The organism is Helicobacter cinaedi PAGU611 (genome assembly GCF_000284635.1).
Lineage (GTDB): Bacteria > Campylobacterota > Campylobacteria > Campylobacterales > Helicobacteraceae > Helicobacter_C > Helicobacter_C cinaedi.
The window spans coordinates 1,347,300-1,368,578 of sequence record NC_017761.1; the positions used below are offsets into that span (position 1 = coordinate 1,347,300).

Here is a 21,279-nt window from a genome sequence, read left to right on the forward strand (position 1 = left end):
TTTTAGTCCCTTCTTAAACTTCTATATGCTAGAATCAAACACGCTAGGTATCTAAATAGTGCTAAGTTTTAGTCCCTTCTTAAACTTCTATATGCTAGAATAGGCTCTCTGTTGGTGCCTATAGATAGGGATTTCAAAGGATTTTAAGCTGGAAATTACCTGAAATCCTTTATAATTCGCGACATAGAAGTTTAAGAAGGGACTAAAATAAGGGAGTAAGGGGTCTTCCGCAGGGTAAATCATATCCCTATCAAAACCCTAGAATTCAAATAGGCTTGGTTGCCTATTTTTGATTTTTTGTTTTGGTTGTGTAGTAGTTGTATTCAATTCTTCTTGTTTTTGATACTCCATACCATAGCGGTAATCACCCGCATTTTCGTCAAAGTCAAATAGCACAAGATTTTTATCTTCATTAACATTCTCATTAAATGATGGGTTTCCTAATAATATTTCTATATTGTCGAATTGTCTTTCTGTGATGATAAGTGCGCGGACATTACCATAAGGTGGAAGCACCTTTTTTACAACATTTAGAGAGCTTTTTGCCGAGCTTAACCCTTTGCATATTTTCATATACACGCTAAATTGCATCATAAAAAAGCCAAGCTTGATGAGTTCATTTCGAAATCTTGTAGCTTGTTTTTGTTCTTTTTTTGTTTTTGTTGGCACATCAAACATTAAGAGTATGCGCATAAATTTATCTTCAACTTTCAAAACTTACAACCATTAATGTTTGATCTCCCAATAACGCCGATCTAAAACTTTGAATATAGCGTCCAATGGCTCGGCTCAAAGGATGTTTTTGGCCATCTATTAAGGCTGCTTGTTGTAAAATATTAATAAGCTCTCGTTTGTCGTTTGGCCGTAAGGTTGCTTCTTTATCTAGCGTATTCAGTTTAAGCACACATAGATCTACCCACGGGCGAAATACTTCTATTAAATCATCACAAAGATTAAAACTATTATACATATTGTCGTGTTTAATTCCTAGCCAAGTAATAAGCCCACTGATACAGACATTTCGCACGATACAAGCCCTAAGAATCGCATAGCCATAGTTAAGTGCAGAATTGATAAAGTTTATTTCATCTCTGTGAAATTCTTTGCCAAATAAGGCCTTAAAATATATTGCTGCTGCAACTGCCTCTAAATTTCTAGAATCCCCCAGTGAAACATTTTTAGCAAAACTTAAGAGTTCATCGCTTTCTTTAGATTTGTGGTGTAATTTTAAGATACGGGCTTGATTTGTAATTTTATTTTTAACGATTTTTTGCCATACAATCGCTTTTTTATGAGTGCTGACCATCATTTGTTCCTTGGCAATTTTAGCGTGCTGAAAATGCCCCAAATATGAGTGCATAATGCCATTGATATGATGACTTTCATCACAAGTCAAAAGAACGATATTGTGTTTTGCAAAGGCACTTAATAAGGCGGAAGTAATAAGAATTTGTGGAGATTCTAAAATCACAAAATGAATATCTTTGAGAAAAAGTTTTGCCTCTTTATTTGTTTGCTTTAGCACCAAGTGATTTGCCTGCAAACTAAGCTTTGCTTCAGAGCTAACCAAGACACTTCTAAAGGCTTCATCAAAACTCATTTTATTTCTTTGCTTTAGAGGCAAGAGATATGTTTTCGCGTGGGTATGATTGTGTGCGTTTTACTTCACCTAAAACTGAGACTTGCCATTTTTCAAAAACTTGCAAGTTTTGGATTCCAATACTTTTGCCAGATACATCTTCTTGCGTGGCATTGCTAAAAAGTAGCTTCTGGTTCTTTGTGAGTGTAGAGAAGTTATTATCGTGTTTTGCTACACTAATTTGTGCAATACTAGAATTAAAACTCATAAAGTAGCATAACTCAGGCTCCGCCATTTCTTTCTTTTGCACCAAAAGCAAATCATCTTTATAGAGTGAAAATATAAATTCATAGCTAGAATCCATCTCTAGCCAATCTTTAATCACACCATTTTTATCCTTGCCAACAACTACTGCCTTATTTGGCAAAATCCCTAGCGCGAAGTCCATTGTATAAACAGGCACGCCGTAGAATTTCCCGCTACTTTTATGTCTAAAAATATCCACCCGCACCATCGCGCCATTGCTTACAATCTTTGCGCCAACTTTTCTCATCTTACCTAGGGCTAATGCCCTTTCCACGCCCTTTGTCCCACCATAGTTTTTAAGCAGTTTGGGGTCATTTGGCGAGTAGAAGGTAGCCTCGTGCAATGCCCCTCTCACTCTTTTTCTTGGTGGTTTGGAAACAAAGACAGATTCTACTTTTTCTAGCACGCTTGCGCGGAAATTTTCGCCGCTTGGGAGTTGGATAAAAGCTCGTTGTTTTTTATACTCCTGCTTACTTAGAGTGTGGGCATAGTAGGCGGCTTTGCTTGTCTCTTGCGTCTTTTTGAAATCGCTAAAAGCCTTTATCACACTATCATTCATAAAGCCAATAATCACCGCATCAAGAGCGTGGTGTAAGTGATTATCCCTATCTTTGCTAGCAAAGCCTAGATAATATCTCATCGTGCTAGTAAGCGCACCATTGACAATGGCAATGTGCTTTTTGCTCCCCTTTTGCCCCTTGCCAAGCGTGGTGTTCTCACTCTCAACTAGGGGCAAAAACTCCAAATATGTTTCAGTATAATCTGCTACAAGGCGTGCGATATAGCTTGTGTCATTAAGGTTACGGAGCTTAAATCCTGCTTCCTTATCGTTAAAGGCTGTGTTTAGGATTCTACGGCGTTTTTTGTGTGGGAGCTTTTGGGCTAGGGTTGTGATAACTCCCCACTTGGCAGAGTCTGTTCCAAAGGCTTCAAAAGGCGTGCGGTTGCCCTTTTCTTGGTTTGCTTTTGTAAGGACTAGACACTTATTCATATAGCTATCATCAAAGCTACGCGAGTAGGGATAGATATGATCCACTTGCAATGCGGTGGGATCTTGCAAGTAGGAGATTGTGATTTTTGCCCCACTATATAGACACAACCCTCCTTGCTCTTGCCAAAGCTTTAGCTTTAAGAGATTGGTGCTACTTGGCTCAAGCCCTAACTCTTGGCATTTCTTGTGGGCAGCTTGATTAGCGGCGTAATTATCTTTCTGCTCTTTTTCATACTTTTGTCGCTCTGTGCTACTTAGCTTGGCTTCTCTGGCGTATTCTATGTGGATTTTATGGGGGCTACCATATTGCTTAAGCAGCGCGTTTAGCACCTTTCTATACTCGGCTAATGCCCTTGCTACAACGGGGTTTGAGAGATATGGTTCAAACTCATTAAGCGGTGGGAGCATCTGCCCTTTTAAAGTATCTTTGCTTAGAGCTTTTAACCCTGCTTTTTCTACAGACTCATCATAGTCCAAGCACTGCTCTCCATTATCTCCACGCATAAAGGGTAGAATCTGTTTCAAGGCTTGAAGGCTTAGATTGATATGTGCAGAAAAGCTAAGATTACTTAAGGCTTCTCTTTGCTCTTTTGTGAGCGCATAAGATTCTAGCTTCTCGTTTAATTTCACACGATCTTTAATCAATGCAATATGCTCTGCTATCTCATCTAGCTGTGATCTTGCAAGTGTGGTAAAACTCTCTCCTAGGGCTTTTTTGAATCCTTTCAATTGTTTAAATTCTAAGAATTTTACCTTTTCTGCTTCTTTTATCTCTCTACTATAATCTAGTCTAGGATCTTTAAATCTTAAACGCTCATCTAGTCTTATTATTTCTCGTAGCTCTTTGTAGCTTATTTCGCCCTTTTTGAGTGTGGATTCTACGATTTGTAAAATTATCGCTCTATTGTATATTTCACCACTTTCTTTTGAGAGATTTATAAGAGTATTGATAGTGCGAGATAGAGCGATAAACTCTATTGCACTAAGCGAGTCTTTTGGTGTGCGTTTTTCCCCAGCGATGAAACAGCAATTTCCAACTTTATCAGCAAAGCTTTTTAATGGGCGTTGTTCAAAAATCTTTGTTAGCAATTTATTTTCAAAATCTTGTTTTAAACTGAATCCAAACTGCCTTTGTGCATTCAATATGCTCTCAAGTTCCTCTTTTAGCATATCTTGTGCTACGCAATGCTCGTAATTTCCAGCCTTGTTTCGCACATTGATAAATTCTGTTGCACCGTTATTTTGTGAGATTCTGCTTTGTTGGAAAAATTCTCTATATAGATATTCTCCAACACTCCTATAACCCTTTTCTGCTAGAGTCTTGCGATTAAATTCTATTGCCTTTTTAACCTTGCCAGATTCTGTGTCTTTGCTGTCTTTGGCGTGTTTATTACCATAGCCACGGTGCTTTGCAATGTGTAAAATCACACGCACCAAATCTTTAGAATCTAGCTTTTGACTTAGGGCAAGTGTGCGTAGCTCATAAGGGGATTTCAAAGGGTTAGCTTTAGAAGCAGTGTAGGCTTTTGGCAATTCACCATCATTACTCAAATAATCTTCTAATTGCAATCCAAATTCTTTACAAAGTAATTGTTTTATGGTGTTTAATCTCCCTCTCCTCCTAGCTAATCTTTTTCGCACTCCTCGTGCCTCTCGCCTAGGCAAAGCTAGGGAGGCTCCATTTTTTGGATTTTCTGCTTTGGTAAAGATTCTAATACCACAATCTTGTAGCACTTCATTTTCTATAAACGCCCAGCCAATGCTCGCTACACCGATGTCAAAGCTATATATTTTCATACACACACCTCTTTATTACTTGTCGTATATGATAACAACTTTTATTGAAAATTTTATTAAATAGGTGCTAATTTTCGTTGTATTCATATGCACTTCTACACTTCATTTTTTCTTTAAGATTCCTAATAGAATACAATGTTATAATCACACTCGCAAAGGGGGAAGGTGGCAGTTGTCGTCCTCCCCTTTGTTTCTTTTGTAAATTTCACAAAGGATTAACTATGTTTGGCACACGATTTGAATTAGATGAAGAAAAGATTCTAAGAGAGGACATCTATGACTTAGATGAAATGTATGCAAAGATAGAAGAGTTGGCTACTAAAAGAGCAGGGCTTACAAAAGTATCTAAAAATCATTATGAGTTTAGAGGAGAGAAAAACGCACAGGCACATTTGGGGATTTTAGTATTTAATTGTCTAAAACATTGCGATTGGTTTGCTAAGAATGTTAAAAGTTGGGATTGGCTAGGCGATAGCAATAATCCAAACTATGTGGGCGATTTGATTGCACTCTTTCAAAAAGATAAAGACAATGAAATTTGGCAAAATAGACATAAAAAACTTAAAACCATAGCCTTTGATTTAGATACTAAAGCTCTGCAAGAGTATTACACTGAAAGTGATTGGCATAATGCCTATAATGATATAGGAAGTTTTCTTGCAAAGTATGATTTTATGCGTATGCAGGGTTCAGTCTATGATTCTACTACGAAATTTAGCGATGATGAATTAGGGGACTTGATTGAAAAAATGGGCAGACAACTCACTTGGCTACCTCATTGTGTTAAAAGCATACGAGGCTATGACCAGCCTGTAATGATTGATTATACTTTACAGCTCAAAGATAGCATTACACAGGATTTAACTTTAACAAATAACAAAAGCAAGAATACAGATTCTATAAAAATACGCAAAAGATGATAAATTCAATTACTCATTGCTTCTGCATTTGTGTTTGTTGCATAACTTAATCCTAGTTTTTTAACAATTTCATTAGTCTTTTTAAAAAATAGTCTTTTGCTAACATATTGAACTAATGGAATTTTTTCGCTACTCATTCCTTGATAAGTCGTTTTTTTACCAAGTGCCATTAAAGAAGTTTCCGTTTGTGCTATGGCTCTATGTAGTTTGCCATTAGCAAATATCATCATCTCGCCATTATTCATATTTACTACTTCATTATGTTCTATGGCTTCTTTCTCTTCTATTCTAAAAGTATCTTCTGTCGCTCCAGAACCTTTAGCTCCATCACGCCTTTTAAGATAGTCTCTGCTCATTGTTTTAATTTTTTCAACCATTTTTGCATAAAATTCTGTTGTTTCAGGGTGCATATTTTTCATTAATAGTAACATCAATGATTTCTTTTCTTTCATAATCATTTTTTGCAACAACATCAATTTGTGCGGGACTTTGAAAAAATGGAACAACGCTAATACCCAAACTTCTACTTTTAGATTCTAATCTTCCAAATCCCTCAATAACATAGCTTCCCAACTCATCACAAAAACAAGCAAAAGGAATTTTAGATTCTTTTGCAAATTTTGCTTTTTGGGCGGCGACTCCTTTAATAAGTCCTAGCAACAATCTTCCAAGCTCTTTTGGAGTAGTATCAGAATCCATTGTAGGCAATGTTACAAATATAATTTTATTTCTTTGTGTAGCTTCCCATAAAGAAATATCAGGGTTTGGAGCGTTAAAAATCCTACCATAGTCTGAGCTTAAATTTGTCAAAACATTTCTCCAAGCTCCAACGCATACAGAAACATCATAAATGCCTTGCCCCTCTCCACTTGTTTTTTTAATCATTTCATCTACCCATTTTTTATTTTCTTTATCTCCTTGTAAAAAATCATTTATATCCACTTCAATGGTAGAACTTACATATTTAACAAAATCCATTATTCCAACATTATATCTTGCTAAATGTTTATATTCTATTGCAGTTTTTACTAGCGTTACAAGACTCATCATATTTGTAAGTGATGAAAAGTCAAAAACAAAGTCTTTTTCATTATCTCTTTTATACACCATAAGTTTGAGGATACATTTCATAAATTCTTTTTGTTTTTCTTTCCATTCGTTTTCTTCTCCTATCAATAAAGCAATAAGAATTTCATATATACTTAACGCCCCTCCGCTCAATAATGGATTGATTGTGTGAGTATTATCCATATCTAAAAAATTAAGATATACAAAATCATCTTCTCTCCCCACACTTGCAACTACTCCATATATTTCCTTTGCAAACTCATCTGTCCCCTTACCATCAATAATAAAACAACCTCCGCCCAATACGGCATATTGTTCTATCAATCCTTTCATTAGAACTGATTTTCCTGCTCCAATGGTTGCCATTACAAGAAAGTGCCGTTTCATTGTTTCTGCATTTATAAGCAAAGGACGAGTTTTATTGTTTTTTACTCTACCACTTTTAACAGCGTCTCCATAAAACTTTTTCACTTCATATCCAAGTGAAAGTAAATACTCTTTATCTGCTTCATTTGGAATAACAGCTTCTTTTGTATCTTTTGTTTCGCTTACAAAATAAAGTCCTATCATTATTCCTGCATATATGACTCCTAGCATATAGAGTCCTATGGCAATATTTTCTCCAATAGTAAAAAAAGAAGTTAAGAAAGCAAGAATACAGCCTAAAATTCCACCAAATAAAATTAATTTTTGCAAAACCTCTTCTTCTTGTAAAAAAATACAAAGATTATTTTGGTATGGTTTGTATAAATTAACTTTTGCAGATTCAATTTTCATTCTAGTTTGCCTTTATATTGTTATTTATGCTTTGTAACTCGTTGTTTTGTTTAAGCAAAAAGCTTTTTTTCAAAGCCAAAATTGATTCGGCCTCTTTTGCTCTCTTTAAGTTTTTTAATAGTGTTTTGTTATTGTTTTCTATTTGCTTAATTTCACTTTTTATCGTATTGGTAATATTTCTTATTTCATTTCCAATTTCATTATCTCCTTGAGTATATTTACTATTTGTCATTTGTTCATATACATTAAGTGTTGCAAAATCAACACAGAAAACCGCATTAGCATTACTTGCAATTATTGCAATAATAAATAATATAGTAGAAAGTTTTATTTTTATCATTTAATCACTCCTTATGTCTATTTCTCGTTTTGGCATAAAAAATCTCTTTTCTAAAATCAAATCGCTCAAAGTTTTTATGCTTATCTAACTTCAAGCAATGCAAATACAAGGTATTTGCCTCTATCTCATCGCTTGTAAAATTCACATCTCTATGCCAATGACCAAATATCCAAAATTGTGGTTTTTGATGATTATCAATCAAAGCGTTTTTAATCTTTTCTAGCTTGTATGGATTCTCATCGTGAATCTTATGGTCTATATTGATAAGTTCGCTTAAAGGGCTTAAAAAGCTTTGGGGGCAAGTGTGGGTTACTACAAGCTCTATTTTTCCCTTATAGTTTTGTATATTGTGTAAAGCATTCTCAAGTTCCATTTGAGTAATGGCTTCTTGCCTCCACCAGCTTAGCCTTTCAGCCCTCCACGCCTTATCTATGCTTAAAGCTCCACCCATAGTGAAAATAGTATGTCCTATTATATTATAAATATTCCCTCTTTTGAGATGATAGCATTTATCTTTTATATATTCACCCACAATAGATTCAAATCTCTCAACTTGCTTAAGAGTGTTTAGGCGATTAAAATTCTCGTGGTTACCATCTATAAACAAAAGAGTGCAAGGCAAGGTTTGAATGCGTTCTTTTAGCTTGGCTTCTTTTTCTAGCATATCATCTTGCTTAAACACACCCGTTTCATCACTCCATAATACGCCAAAATCTCCACAGACAATAATATAATCATCTGCTTGATAACTAGGCATAAAAATCTTATCTATATCAAGGCTTCCGTGTGTATCACCAAAGAAGTAAATATTACTCATTTTTGAATCCTTTTATATACATATCTTTTTGAAGTTCAGGTGTGAAATCTGCTGAAAATGCTTTTTTGCATAGTTAAGAATCTGCGTAAGTGCGGGATTGTATTCCTCAATGCTAATTTGCACAAATCTACTAAACGCCTCAACTCTCAAAAAAATATCCTTGCCTAAAATCTAAATTTTTCTTTAAATATCTTTGCGATTCGTAAGCAAAAAGGATTCTGTTAAATATCATTTTTATTTAAAAATTCTTGCAAAATCTTTGTGATTGCTTCGCTTTCAAATTGCGCCCTAAATTGTATCTTTGCGCCAAAAATCCCACTTTTTTCCAAAAACTGCTCGGCGCGAGATATTTTTAGATTTTCTACCTTGCTTAAATCACGCAAATCTTTGCCCTTGCTCTCAATTATGCAATATATCTGCTCGCCATTTTCGCACTTCAAAACATAAGCAAAATCTGGTGTGTAGCTTATCCCACCTGCCACAGGGATTTTTAACGCATTTTTAGGAATCTTGGTGAAAACCAAAACTCTATCAACATTTTGTAAGATATTTTCTCTCTCAATAGCAGAATCATAAAACAACTCATCAAAAAGATAATTTTTTGGCGTGATTTCATCGCTAGATTCTATCCCTAAATTGCTTGATTCTATCGCCTCATAGGGTTTGCCATTTGTATCTGTGAAAGCCGTAGGGTGCAAGTTTGGCTGTGTCGCACTAGAGATTTTAGCAAAGCCCACTTCAAAGCCGCTTATCGCATTTTCAAACAAAAATCTATTAAATTCACTTTTTAGCAAAGCAATATTTCGTGCATTAAAAAATTGCGATTCAAAGCCCACAGATTCTAGCACTTCGCGTAATGTCCCCACATTTACTAAAAGTGCGTTTGCGCTCTGCTGTAAAAACTCGCTCTTACCCATTGCTTGATATTGCATACTTTTGCTATCAAGAGCATTTTCTTGTCGCAAAATTTCTTGCAAACTCGCGCTATTGTCCCTCATTTCTAGTCGTTTGGTTGTCGTGGTGATATTTGATTGCACGGCTTGATTTTTTTGCATAAATTCACGCAAAAACGATTCAAGCAATGCGCTAAATTCTCCCTCGCTTTTGATTTTATACTCTAAAATCACCTTTTGGTTGATAGTCTCCCAAAGTTCTCGTAAGATTTTGTAATTATCACGGCGGATATGTGCCTTTGTTTGTGTTTTGCCACTTTGTCGCACCTTGTCTTTTTGTAAGCTTTCTTTGTCAAAGGCGTTTGGATAAAGTTCTTTTAGCCTCAACATACCATTTTCTAAAAAATCAAACTTTTTATCGACAATCCCACTTGACACTAATTCGCTTAGCAAGTCAAACTCGGCTATTTCATACACTTCGCAGATTTTTTGCCTCATTTTTTCATCTAGCGTTTTAGCATTCTCGCTAAATATCACGCCACTTTGAGCGTTTATATCGCTTATAAGGCTTTGTGCAAAGTCTCGCTCACTATCATTGACTATATAATGCAAATAATGCGCCCCAAAATCACCATCATTCCCCACGCGCGACATATATTCATTCACAGGCAGCCTAAGCCCACGCCCAACCTCTTGGAGTTTGCTTATCTCGCTTCCGCTAGAACGCAGCTTGCATATCACAAAGACATTTGGATTGTCCCAGCCCTCACGCAAAGTCCATTTAGAAAAGATAAAACGCCTTATATTCTCGCAGCTTAACAGCTTTTCTTTGTCGTGTAAAATTTCATTTATCTCACTTACGACATACTCTTCTTTATTTGAGTTATCTTTGGAAAAATACCCGCCGCTAATGCCTCGCAAATCACGCAATGACTTTTCTAAATACTCCTTATAAAACCCACTCGCCTCTTTTAAGTTCTCACGCATTAAATTCTCGGCGATTTTTTCAAACTCGATTCGCAAAAACTCCCTTGTAGCGTCATCACTGCGGTAACTTTCAATATCCTCGATGAAAAACAGCGTTAAAGGTTTGATTTTCGTTTGGCTTTGCATTAGCCTTTTTTCTAACTCAAAGTGCTTTTTAAGCGCAGTTTGTAGCATTTGCGTTTGCATTTGTGGCAAATACGCATTTAGGTTAATCCTATCGCCCTTTTTTAGCTCGTTGTTATCGTCTTGATTGTTGAGTTTAAATTTTGTGATTGCGTTTGTTTTTTTGGTTTTTATCTCCACGCACAAATGCGCTAAATTTTCATCTATCACGCCCAAACTCTCACCAGCATTTAAGCTCACTTGCCTAAGCGCTCCGCTTTTGCCCTGCTCTTTGAGTTCAAATTTGGCTTGATTGTTTTCTATGCCGCTAAATTCTACCCATTTGTGCTTTTCGCTACCTTGTGCTTCGCAGACACTGATTTCCACGCCTTTGACGAGATTGTCATTAAACGCACTAATGGCGTTGAGTTGGTAGATAAGATTGTGATATTTATTTCCTCGTCCGTCCTCTTTAAATGTCGCGCCATAGCGAAAAATCATCTGCGGATTTATGGCTTTTTCTGTTTTATTTACAATCTTCGCCCACGCCTTATTTGTTTCATCAAACCTATGCGGCTCATCTACAATGCACACGGCATTTACCGCATTAAGCGCGTCATAAGGATTGCTAAATTCATCACACAAGTTTTGTTCATAATCCTCATTCATCGAAGTCGCCGTAAGCATTTGGGCGTTTATGATTAAAAAATGCACCTCTTTTGGATTGTCATTTTCTATAAAATCACGCAACCCATTTGGCATTAGCTTTCTGCCTTTTTTGCCAGCTTGTTTTTTAGCTTCGATTGCATTAGCGATGATTTCAAGCTCAAATTCACTTTTAAAATGCTCTCTTGTGGCAACGGCTTGTAAAAAGTTAAGCGTGTTGGCTTTTATGGCTAGGCTTGGGACGATGATGATAAATTTTCGCAACCCAAATTCCTTACACAACTCTAATGCCATTTTAGTGTAGGTGTAAGTTTTTCCCGTCCCTGTCTCCATACATATATCAAACACCCTTGTAAGCGTGTGCAAAGAATTTATATTCTCTCGTTTTTGCAACTCTCTTAAATTTGCGCTTAAATTTAAGTCGTTAATGCTTATCTTTGGGTTAAAACTTTTGTTTAAACTTGCTTCTACGCTCGCACCTTTTAAGGCTAACAAAACACAATCTATCGCCTTGCTTTGGTGTGGCAAATTTCTCTCATAACTAAATCCCATTAAGCAAACCTCGCTCGCACAAGGATTTTAAGCTCTTTTTTGTTGCTGTAAGATTTGATTCCCTCTTCTATTTCGCGGATTCTAGCACTTTCAAAGGCGTCGTTAAGATAACTTATCTCTTTTATCACAAAGTCTTTTTGCGCGTCAATGAGTGAGATTAGTTTTTGCAAATGTTTCATTTCAAAGCCACTGTTGAGTAAATACAGCTTTTCCCCTGCCCTTATCGCTTTGTATCCGCCCAAATCGATTGTTTGATTTTCTACACTCAAGGGCGTGGAGTCTTGGAGTCTAAAACTTTCTAACAACGCGTTTTTATCAACTTCTTTAAACAAAGCACCATTTTGTGAGTCAAAATCATTTTCACGCAATTCATAGATTTTAAATCCTAAATCCAAATTTGAATTTTGCGCGATTTTTGCGCTTGCGCGTTTAATGCGCTCTTTGGTAATGTCAAAAATCGTAGGATTTTCGCTTCCTAGCTCATTTTTACAAAACTCATAAGCCGTTTTTGATTTGCTTTTGTCGATAACTTCATCTAACTGCACCAAAATAAACTCTCTATTGCCATTATCCTCTGCGTTTAATTCCATAACCGCTTGGGCAGTCGTTCCGCTTCCTGCAAAAAAGTCTAAAATAATATCGTTTGAATTTGGCGTGGTTGAAAGTTGCAATAAGGTTTTTATTAAATTTGTCGGTTTTGGAGTATCAAAAATTTTTTGATTATTAAATAAATTCAAAATCTCTTTCGTTGCGTCTGTTGTAGTTCCATAGCCAGTAAAAATTGTTCTAGTTTTTATGATTTTTTCCTTATCTTTTACTTCGTCAAAATAAATTACTTCATAAGGCGTTAATCTTCCTTTGCTATTTTCTTGCCAATAAATATATTCGCTATCTAAATTTTCAGGTTTTTTACGCCAACGCCCTTTTTCTCCGTTCGGGGCGATAGGGTAAAAGTCGTTTCCATTTGGATCTTTAATAGGGTAATAAAGGCTCGGGGCATCTTCCATTAACGCTCCTATTCCCCATTTTTCTAATTTAGAAATTATTGCTTTTTTACCATTTATAATTTTATTAAATTTATTCTCGCTTAATTGTTCTTTTTTATCGTTAATTTTCCATTCATACTTTGAATAACATAAAATATATTCGTGTTCTTTTGCAAAATCTTGCGAATCTTGACCTCCGCCTTTTTTCTTTTGCCAAATAATTTGTCCAACAAAATTTTCTTCCCCAAAAATTTCATCGCATAAAAGTTTTAAATTTGCCTGTTCATTATCGTCAATGCTGATGAAAATCACGCCGTCATCGTGCAAAAGCTGCCTAGCGATATATAATCGCGGATACATAAAACTAAGCCACGCACTATGCGTGCTAGAATTTTTCAGCGTAAGATTAAGTATGCTGCTTGCTTCTTCAAGCTCTATATTTGCCATTTGTGCCAAACTCTGCGGCGTGAAACTTCGCTCGTCATTGTAGATAAAGTCTCCATTGCCCGTGTTGTAAGGCGGGTCGATATAAATCATCTTTACTTTGCGGTAATAAGCGTTTTTTAGGTGTTTTAGCACTTCTAAATTGTCGCCTTTGATAAGGACATTTTTAGAATTTGCATTTTGTGGCTGTGCGTTGTGCGCGCTATCTTGCGCAATCAGCGTGTGTGTAGGCAAATGACGCAAGAGTTTAGCATAAGACTTGCCAAGCCAATTTAGGCTATATGACTCTTTTGAGAGTGAAAACGCCGCTTCATTTTCTAAATCCTGCGTTGCTGTGTTTGCTTGTGCGTTAATTTCTTGCGCCAAATCCAAAATCGCCTTTTGAAGTTTGTGTGGCATTAAATCGCCGTTTTTGTCAAAGCACTGCGGAAAATGCTCTTTAAGTTTGTGGAATCTATCTAACATAATTATTTTGTCCTTCTAAAATCAAAAAATAAATCTTGCATTATAGTAGAGAGTTACTAATAAAACTTTGAATCAAGGGCAAAGCGCGGTGCAAAAATCTCACCGAAGCAAAGCGCATAAAAGCTGAGCTAGATAAGCCAATCTATAAATTTCTCAACAACATTACGCGCTATGGGAATTTTAACAACATTAGAATCTTGCAAAATTTCCCAAAATTTGGGAGCTTTGAACTAACAAAATATGGATAAAGAAAGGCTTGATATAGAGGTTTTAGACAAAAGCAAATGTGATGAGGAAGGGTTTGTGTATGTGTTTGTTGTAAATGAAAAAATATTTAAAATTGGACAATCTACGACAAATATCATTAAACGCATACAAAGTTATAATTGTGGCAAGGCTCAATATCGTAAAAACGGCACTTGCGGGACAACGAATTATTTTGTGTTGCAAAGTTTATTAAATCTAAACTTAGAAGTGTTTGTGTATGCCTTTTTCCCACAAAAGCCACGATATGAAATCTTTGGGCAAGTATTTGAGGATAGCTACCCGCCGAGCAAAAAAGTAGAAAATATCATCATCACAGATTTTATCAAAAAGCACGGCAAAAAGCCTATCGGATGCACACAGGCTTGATTTATAAACAACACAAGCAATCCCCCAAAACAAATATACACCACTCAAGCACCGATATGCGTGAAGTGAGCGATAATAGTGCGTGGATTTGATTATCACAAGTCCGCCGTATTTTAATATCAAAGACTATGCCAAAAATGGCTTTTGGGTGGAATCAATGATTATAATGCCTACATTAAAGCACTTTTAGGCGTATGGAAAGAATGTGCGCGAATCCTAAAGCCAAATGGCAAGCTATGTGTGAATGTCCCGCTAATGCCTATGCTTAAAAGGTCCTTATCTTTAATAAAACCTAACATTACATTAATGCTAGGAGGATATGTTTGCTTTTTTTCTGCAATTTCAGGCTTATAAAAATCCTCTTCTTCTTTCAAATTTTGCAATCTTTGCACTTCTTGTTTTTTGTTTTGAGAATCTTCACTTAATAGTGTCAAATCTTGTAAAGATGTTAATAATTCTTTACTGACAATGTCCTCTTTATTTGTATTGGTTTCTAAAAACTCTTTGTTAGATTGCAAATTACTCTCTTCTTGAACAAAAGAATCTTCTAATTTATATTCTTTAAAATTTTGATAAAATTTTTCATAATCTACAAAGCCATTTTGAATGCACTCTTCTGCTAGAGAAATACTTGAGATTGCTCGTTTTAACTGCTCTTTATTTTTATCATCAATATTTTGCCTCATTAAATCTATAAAAGTTTTTATATCATTGATATTATATTCATTTTTATATTTCAATACAAAAAAAGTTAAATTCTGTGCAAATTCTTTAAAATCCTCATCTTTTTTCGCCTCTGCAAACTCATTTAATAAAACGATAGCCTTTTCAATAAGCATTGTTTAGATTCTCCTTATCAATAAATAGTGGGTATTGTATTGCATAAAGAAAAGCTATACTTTAAAATAAACTTAAAAACTTTCAAATGAAAGAATTTAGAATCGGCTTGTTTCTAATTATTTTGTCCGACAAACTATATTCTTCGTCTCCTTAATCTTCTTAGCCTATATTCCATTCTTTGTTCTCTAAGTTTTGCAAGAGATTTCGTGTTATTTGTCCTCATTTCTTGAAGTTTCGCTTCAAAAGTGCTTTGCTGAACTTCAACACTCTTTACTTTTTCTAACTTTTTCTTCAGTTTTAAAAGTTTTTCATCAAAGGTATTAATGAGTTTTTCTATCTCTTCCTTGCTATTACTTTTTCTTTGTATGAATTTACGATATTTGATTTCATCTTGTAAATCACTATGTTTGGGATACCTTGCTTTTGGATTGATTTTATGCCTCTATGCAAATTAAAATGTAATCATCTCCAATGGGTGTGGAGGACAATTACCACATACCCCAAACCCATCTTGGCATAAAAGTTAGGTAAATGAGCATTGCAATCAATACATTACTCATATATTGATTGCAAGTTTAAAGTCGCCACATACATCATAATGGTCTATGAATACCTATTTTTATATTTTTCCAAAGCTTTGATAGTTAAATTCTCAAATAAAGCTTTCTCTTCCTTGATGTTGCCCTGAATGGCGACTTGGAGATATTTTATAAACATATTTTCTTCCATTTCTTCAAAAATAGGGCTATATAATTCTTTACTAATCAAACTTAAGGCTAAAAGATTAATGAGTGTTGTAGATTTTATAAGTGGAATATTGGCAATAATCTTTTCTAAATCTCTAATATCTAATTTCCCATATTGCTCGTTCAATTTTGCACTTTTTTGATTCATTTGCAATTCTCTTAAAGTTTTATCAATGGTTTTTAAAATGTTTTGATATTCAAATTCCAAAGGATTCTTTTTATCACTTTGATTTAAAAAACTATTATCTATTTTTTCCTCTATAAAAGCGTAATCGGTCTTGCTCTCAACAATCTCTTTTATATTTTCCTTTTCTTTAAAATCAAATTGAATCTTACCTCTAGGCGTTAAAAGCCCTTCATTTATTTCATCGCACTTTTCAATGTCATCAAGCTTCTCCTTGTTTCTTAAAAATTCTTCATTGATTTCTTTATAATCCACAAAACGAAATTGAACGTTTGAAATTCTAAAAATATCACCTTTATTAATAATAGTTTCAAAACCACCTTGCATTTTAGAAAAAGATTCGTTATAAAAAACAACAGCATCTTCCACAGGAGCAATAGTAAAAAATCCTTCTTCAAAACCTATTCTCAGATGTTTGCTTTGTATTTTGTTTTCTCTATCTTGGACACAAAAAGAACATTGGAAATCACTTCCTATAAACCCACCCTCTTTATCAAAAATATATGCTTTACCTCTAGTTAAAATCTCTTCTAAGTTTTCAATAATAACTCCAATTTTTTCTTCGTTATCTGCCATTGTTATTTCCTCCTATTGTAATATGTTCTACGATTTTTATCTGCGGGAGTGCATTAAGGATTTGATGAGTCTCTGAAGCACCATTAATCAATTTAAAATCAAAATATAATTTTTTATTATTATTAAAAATTACACTATACGCACCATTATTTTGATTTTCTTTTAAGAATCTATACCAAGCCCACTCGCCAATATACATTTTATGATGGCTTAAATTTAAATTGTGGTAATCAAAAGCTGTCAAATTCAAATTCGTATTATTATTAAATTGTTCTCCAATAATCTGTAGAGCAGAATTTAAAGTATGGTCATACTTCATATTATGAGAATTGTATTGTAATTCTATAGAAGAGAAATCGGCACTCAAATCTAAACTTTGTAATGTAAAATTAACTCTTATATTATCATTTGAGTTTAACATTAAGTATGAAAGGTTTTTAGTCTCTCTCATAAAATCTAAAAAATTCTTAGAAAAATTTATTTTAACATCAGATTGAGTATTTAAGGAATAAGTATTTGTCTTCTTAACTAGTACAGAATTTAAATATTTATCATAAAACCTATTAATAGTCCCATTTCTGCCAAAGAATTCTTTGAAAGAATCTATACTTAATTGCTGTGTGCTTTCATCATTAAAAGGATAAAAAGGGGCAACATCATTGATAAAGGGGGTATAAACTTCATTGAACCAAGCAGTATTAAGCAAAGAGACTCCGTGAGACTCTACGAGATTCCAAGCATATAAATGTAATTTTGCATAATATTTTTCCAATTCTGGCGGAAGCTTTTTAATATCATTAACAAACACTATAAAAGGGTCATCTTGTTCTTTTCCACGATTAAGTGCATATGCTATCTTATTTTCAACACTTTGAGTATTATTTGTGCCAAACTCTATTATCTTGGTTTGGATGTTTTTAATATCTAAACCAAGAACTTCCATAATCTTTACATCATTATTGATATTAAGACCTACTGCCGAAGCTCCAGAACTTAGAATAGAATCTTGCTCCGCAATTTTATGATAAGAACTAAAAAAATGGGTAATATTGCCAAAATGTGTTTTAATCTCATTGGCATTAAGCCCTATATTATAGGCTTCTCCAAGCAAAAAAGCATCATTTAACTTGGTATTAGTGCTAACGATTCTAATTAAAGTCGATACAGGATTATCCTTTTTAGATAGAATATCGAGCTGATTGAGTATAGATTCTTTAGAATTATATTGTTTTGGTGCAAGAGAAAGAAGTAAATCTTCCCATTTATTTTGATATTCCACTAAATACAATTTGAGTATGTCTATAGAAAGCATACCCTTATTTTCTTTTGTCAAGCCATCAGTGCTTTCAAGCATCCAAGATTCTATATTTATTATATCATCTACATTTTGATTGAGATTTTGTAAAAATCCTATCATTCCATTTTTGGTATAGATTTTATCTATGGAAGCTATTTTACTTGATTCTGCAAAAACATTAGTCGCGGCAAAGCCTAATTCTTCTTTTATTTTATAAATTTCTTTTCGTTTATCACTATTTAAAAAATTTAACAAAACATATAGTCTTTGTGGTCTTGATGTCGTTCTTTGTAGCATTTTGATTGCTAATTCAATGCTCTTTTTATCTTCATAAAAACTTTCTATATGAATCTTTTGAATAGCATCAACTCCACTTAAGAAATTCTCCCTAGAAATATTATATTTACTTAGTAATTGCCAATTTTCATTAATCCAAATTTTAAGCAAATTTTTGTTCAAATATTTTTGTTCAAATAAAGATTTATACATATACAAAGTTTTTATTAAATTATTTTTATCATTTTCATCTGTTTGTAAAATATATTCCATCTCTTTAAGTAAAGTATTTTTAAGCACATCTTCGTTCAATTTATAATAAAACTCTTGAGCATTTAAAAAACCTCTATATGATATATTCAAACTTGGATATTGCATAAGATTATTATTTGCTAAGAGTTGAGGATAGACACCCAAAATATTTTTTAAATTTGCAAGTAAATTTGCTCTTTCTTTTATACTAAACTTTTTGTAGTCTGTATCACTTAATAAAACCTGCAATGCGGTTAAAGTGCTTTCTGCCTTTTCTTTTTCTGCTTTATGCCTAGAAATAAAATAAAAGGATAAGAAATAAGTGCTTAAACTTACAATTAATACAAGCAACAATAAAGAAAACTTTTTAAAAATATTTTTCATACTGCTCAAAGAATAATCTTTAAAAATAATATCATCTAATAAAGATTTCACAAAGTAACTCTGCTTATTGTGTAAGGGATTCACTTTTGCTAATGTTTTTTTAATATTGTATTTCTCACATATACTATCGAGTAAAAAGTTTCTAGGAATATTTTCTTGATAAGCACTTACAAAATACACTCCTCTTAACAAAGAATTATTCTTAAATGTGTTTTCGTTCTGTATCTCTAAAAGAAAGTTTTTTGCTAAAGCGAATAGATTATCAAACTGCTTTAAAAAAAGATAAGTCTTGTTTTTGTCCTCAAGAGAATGAATAAAATGATTTTTATTGGTAAAATTTAAAAACAAAGACTGACTTAGTTGCTTTAACCGTTTATCTAAAATATCATCATTTAACTTCTCTTTAAAACTAATACCTAAAGCTCTATCAACTATTCTTTCATTAAAAATTTCAAAAAACTCTTTCATGCCCTCTAATAAATCAATCTTAGAAAAAACTACATAAATAGGAAATTGAAGATTAAGATAATTTTCGCAATCATTTACTCTTTTTACAAGATAGCGAATAATATCTTTTGAATACTCTTTGGGATTGCTTAAAAATAATCTTGTATCTATTACTAAAACTATGCCATTGAGCTTATTATGAAAAAAGTTTCTATTTAAGAAGTTTAAAAAAATCCTCCAAATATTCTTTTTAATCAGAAATTCTTTGTTTTTATCTAAATCATCTTCTGGAAGTTCATCACTGCTTGATGGGACAAAAAACTTTTCTTGAGAAAAATAATTTCCCTCTGTATCAAGCAAAGCTCCATTTTTAGAAACATACAAAGAAAAATTATTAGTGGATTGATGAAATTTCTTATAAGATTGCAGACTATCACTTAAGGGATATTCTACATTAGAATAATTGATAAAAGTGCTTTTCCCAGCACCTTCTTCCCCCACAATGATAATTAAAGGCAATTTTTTGAATTTTATTTTCTTCCAAGTTGTCTTGGCATCTTGTAAAGCAATAAAAAAGTTTCTTTTGGCTCTAAATACGAAGTCATTAGATTCTTTTTTCAAGGCTTTTAATTTTGCCCTTCTTTCACTTTTGAGCGACAGAAAAAAATTAATGGTTGGTTTAAGAAAGAAAAATAAAAAAACGATAAGCCACAGTATAAATATGATTCCAAATCTCAAATATGGATTCCCAAAGATATAAATATCATTAAACGATATTGAAGAACCCCAAAACCAAAATAATATACTCAAAACAATAAAAAATGCGAGCAATAACAAAATAACAAATAACTTAGATTTTATAAAATCAAAAATTTTTCTAAACATATTACTTTTCTCCAACTCCTTTAAATATTGATATTTTATTAAAATTTAACGACATTTTATAACATTCTTTTAAATTTTATGCTAAAATAATATCACTTGTATTAAGTATAAGTAAAATAAACTAAAAAATTAAGGAGACAAAATGGCACAACCAGCCTATATAAAAATTGAGGGTTCTACTCAAGGACTTATTTCAAGTGGAGCTTCCACAGAAGCGAGTATTGGAAATCGTTACCAAGCAGGACACGAAGACGAGATTATGGCACAAGAAGTTGCTCATATTGTAACCGTTCCAACAGACCCACAAAGCGGACAACCATCAGGGCAAAGAGTGCATAAGCCTTTTTCTTTTACCTGTTCTTTAAATAAAGCTGTTCCTCTGCTTTATAATGCACTCACAAGCGGGGAGAGATTAACAAGTGTAGAAATTCATTGGTTTAGAACTTCTACAAGTGGGGGACAAGAGCATTATTTCACAACAAAATTAGAAGACGCTATTATTACAGATATTAATCTTGTAATGCCTAATGCACAAGAACAAAACAATAGCGATAAAACAGAGCTTTTTAAAGTTTCTCTCAATTATAGAAAAGTGATTTGGGAGCACATTGCCGCAGGGACAAGTGGAAGTGATGATTGGAGAGAAACTAAAGTTTAAAGCTTCCCAATAAGCCCTTTTATAGCTGTTATTTTATACATTATACTAAGGGGGGGGGTTGGTTTAGTTCTCCTATTGTAATAATTTGTTACAAAAAGAAGCATTTAAAAATATAAATACAAAAACTTTCAATCAGGGGGAACTTTCTATAAATACTAGACCACTCTCCCATCCCTACACTTAACATAAAGGATTATCTATGCCTTACCTCTCCCTAAAAGTAAAGCCAATATTCTTAGTAGTATTTCTCTTTTAAAGGACCCTTATGTCTTATCTACAACTGAGTATAGATTCCCTCTCTTTTACTATCACTAAAGCCCATATTAAAGAAAGTTTAGAATCCTTATGGAGAATTGAGTGTGAAGGATATATAGAAAGCTTAGAAGAGCATCCTTTTACTTTAGACTTTTT

At 33.6% G+C, this 21,279-nt stretch carries 16 protein-coding genes, 2 pseudogenes and 1 CRISPR repeat array (1 of these 19 cut by a window edge); of the genes and pseudogenes, 5 read left to right on the forward strand and 13 right to left on the reverse strand.

The genetic code is table 11. The features are described 5' to 3' along the window. Nucleotides 1–101: a CRISPR direct-repeat array (repeat unit 36 nt; unit sequence GTTTTAGTCCCTTCTTAAACTTCTATATGCTAGAAT) (it extends 926 nt beyond the left edge of the window). A 157-nt stretch (nt 102–258) separates the two neighbouring features. The 3 genes from cas2 to cas9 are packed head-to-tail and all read right to left on the reverse strand — an operon-like array spanning nt 259 to nt 4,673. Beyond that, nucleotides 259–714 carry a CRISPR-associated endonuclease Cas2 gene (gene cas2 / locus HCN_RS06775; protein ID WP_014667005.1) on the reverse strand — a complete coding sequence of 152 codons (456 nt, stop codon included), beginning with the start codon at nt 712–714 and terminating at the stop codon, nt 259–261. After that, nucleotides 704–1,600 carry a type II CRISPR-associated endonuclease Cas1 gene (cas1, locus tag HCN_RS06780; protein ID WP_014667006.1) on the reverse strand — a complete coding sequence of 299 codons (897 nt, stop codon included), beginning with the start codon at nt 1,598–1,600 and terminating at the stop codon, nt 704–706. Before cas1 ends, cas2 begins: the two co-directional genes overlap by 11 nt. A gap of 1 nt (nt 1,601) precedes the next feature. Further along, on the reverse strand, nt 1,602–4,673 hold the full coding sequence (gene cas9, locus HCN_RS06785; protein WP_014667007.1) for a type II CRISPR RNA-guided endonuclease Cas9: 3,072 nt from the start codon (nt 4,671–4,673) through the stop codon (nt 1,602–1,604). Nucleotides 4,674–4,894: 221 nt separating this feature from the next. Here cas9 and HCN_RS12025 point away from each other — a divergent pair, with 221 nt between their 5' ends. After that, nucleotides 4,895–5,593: a hybrid protein contained Cpp29 and VapD gene (locus HCN_RS12025; protein WP_014667581.1), complete on the forward strand. Its 699-nt coding sequence runs from the start codon at nt 4,895–4,897 to the stop codon at nt 5,591–5,593. Between the two features lie 5 nt (nt 5,594–5,598). On the opposite strand, the gene HCN_RS12030 is transcribed toward HCN_RS12025, so the two are convergent. The 7 genes from HCN_RS12030 to HCN_RS06820 form a co-directional block, all read right to left on the reverse strand. After that, entirely contained in the window at nt 5,599–6,027 is a 429-nt protein-coding gene (locus HCN_RS12030; protein WP_232501854.1) for a hypothetical protein, read from the reverse strand. Further along, the gene (locus HCN_RS06800) at nt 5,993–7,438 is read right to left on the reverse strand and encodes a type IV secretory system conjugative DNA transfer family protein (protein ID WP_014667583.1); all 1,446 of its coding nucleotides are present in this window, start codon (nt 7,436–7,438) and stop codon (nt 5,993–5,995) included. The genes HCN_RS12030 and HCN_RS06800 overlap by 35 nt, the downstream gene beginning before the upstream one ends. Nucleotide 7,439: 1 nt before the next feature. Then, a complete protein-coding gene (locus HCN_RS06805) occupies nt 7,440–7,778 on the reverse strand; it encodes a hypothetical protein (RefSeq protein WP_014667008.1) in 339 nt (112 codons plus the stop codon). Nucleotides 7,779–7,782: 4 nt separating this feature from the next. Beyond that, complete coding sequence (locus HCN_RS06810) at nt 7,783–8,595, reverse strand: metallophosphoesterase family protein (RefSeq protein WP_014667009.1); 813 nt, start codon at nt 8,593–8,595, stop codon at nt 7,783–7,785. Between the two features lie 12 nt (nt 8,596–8,607). After that, nucleotides 8,608–8,745, reverse strand: a complete 138-nt coding sequence (locus tag HCN_RS11460; protein WP_154645880.1) for a hypothetical protein — start codon at nt 8,743–8,745, stop codon at nt 8,608–8,610. A 71-nt stretch (nt 8,746–8,816) separates the two neighbouring features. Continuing rightward, nucleotides 8,817–11,795 carry a type III restriction-modification system endonuclease gene (locus HCN_RS06815; protein WP_014667584.1) on the reverse strand — a complete coding sequence of 993 codons (2,979 nt, stop codon included), beginning with the start codon at nt 11,793–11,795 and terminating at the stop codon, nt 8,817–8,819. Then, nucleotides 11,795–13,690, reverse strand: coding sequence for a site-specific DNA-methyltransferase (locus tag HCN_RS06820; protein ID WP_014667585.1), 1,896 nt, complete (start codon nt 13,688–13,690; stop codon nt 11,795–11,797). The genes HCN_RS06815 and HCN_RS06820 overlap by 1 nt, the downstream gene beginning before the upstream one ends. A gap of 86 nt (nt 13,691–13,776) precedes the next feature. Here HCN_RS06820 and HCN_RS12035 point away from each other — a divergent pair. The 3 genes and pseudogenes from HCN_RS12035 to HCN_RS12040 form a co-directional block, all read left to right on the forward strand. Then, a pseudogene (locus HCN_RS12035) lies at nt 13,777–13,929 on the forward strand (class I SAM-dependent methyltransferase); the annotation flags it as partial. Nucleotide 13,930: 1 nt separating this feature from the next. Beyond that, nucleotides 13,931–14,323 carry a GIY-YIG nuclease family protein gene (locus HCN_RS06825; RefSeq protein WP_002957390.1) on the forward strand — a complete coding sequence of 131 codons (393 nt, stop codon included), beginning with the start codon at nt 13,931–13,933 and terminating at the stop codon, nt 14,321–14,323. 56 nt (nt 14,324–14,379) lie between these two features. Continuing rightward, nucleotides 14,380–14,605 (forward strand): annotated as a pseudogene (locus tag HCN_RS12040) (DNA methyltransferase); the annotation flags it as partial. On the opposite strand, the gene HCN_RS11465 reads toward HCN_RS12040, so the two are convergent. The 3 genes from HCN_RS11465 to tssM all read right to left on the reverse strand — a co-directional run bounded on the left by HCN_RS11465 (nt 14,494) and on the right by tssM (nt 20,210). Then, nucleotides 14,494–15,162 carry a hypothetical protein gene (locus HCN_RS11465; RefSeq protein ID WP_014667010.1) on the reverse strand — a complete coding sequence of 223 codons (669 nt, stop codon included), beginning with the start codon at nt 15,160–15,162 and terminating at the stop codon, nt 14,494–14,496. The pseudogene HCN_RS12040 and the gene HCN_RS11465 sit on opposite strands and share 112 nt — an antisense overlap. Before the next feature lie 604 nt (nt 15,163–15,766). Next, nucleotides 15,767–16,669, reverse strand: coding sequence for an FHA domain-containing protein (locus HCN_RS06835; RefSeq protein ID WP_002957559.1), 903 nt, complete (start codon nt 16,667–16,669; stop codon nt 15,767–15,769). Then, nucleotides 16,659–20,210 (reverse strand): type VI secretion system membrane subunit TssM, encoded by a 3,552-nt coding sequence (gene tssM / locus HCN_RS06840; RefSeq protein WP_041309532.1) that lies wholly within the window; start codon nt 20,208–20,210, stop codon nt 16,659–16,661. Before tssM ends, HCN_RS06835 begins: the two co-directional genes overlap by 11 nt. A gap of 142 nt (nt 20,211–20,352) precedes the next feature. Here tssM and HCN_RS06845 point away from each other — a divergent pair, with 142 nt between their 5' ends. Then, nucleotides 20,353–20,868, forward strand: a complete 516-nt coding sequence (locus tag HCN_RS06845; RefSeq protein ID WP_002957561.1) for an Hcp family type VI secretion system effector — start codon at nt 20,353–20,355, stop codon at nt 20,866–20,868. The last annotated feature ends 411 nt before the right edge of the window (nt 20,869–21,279 follow it).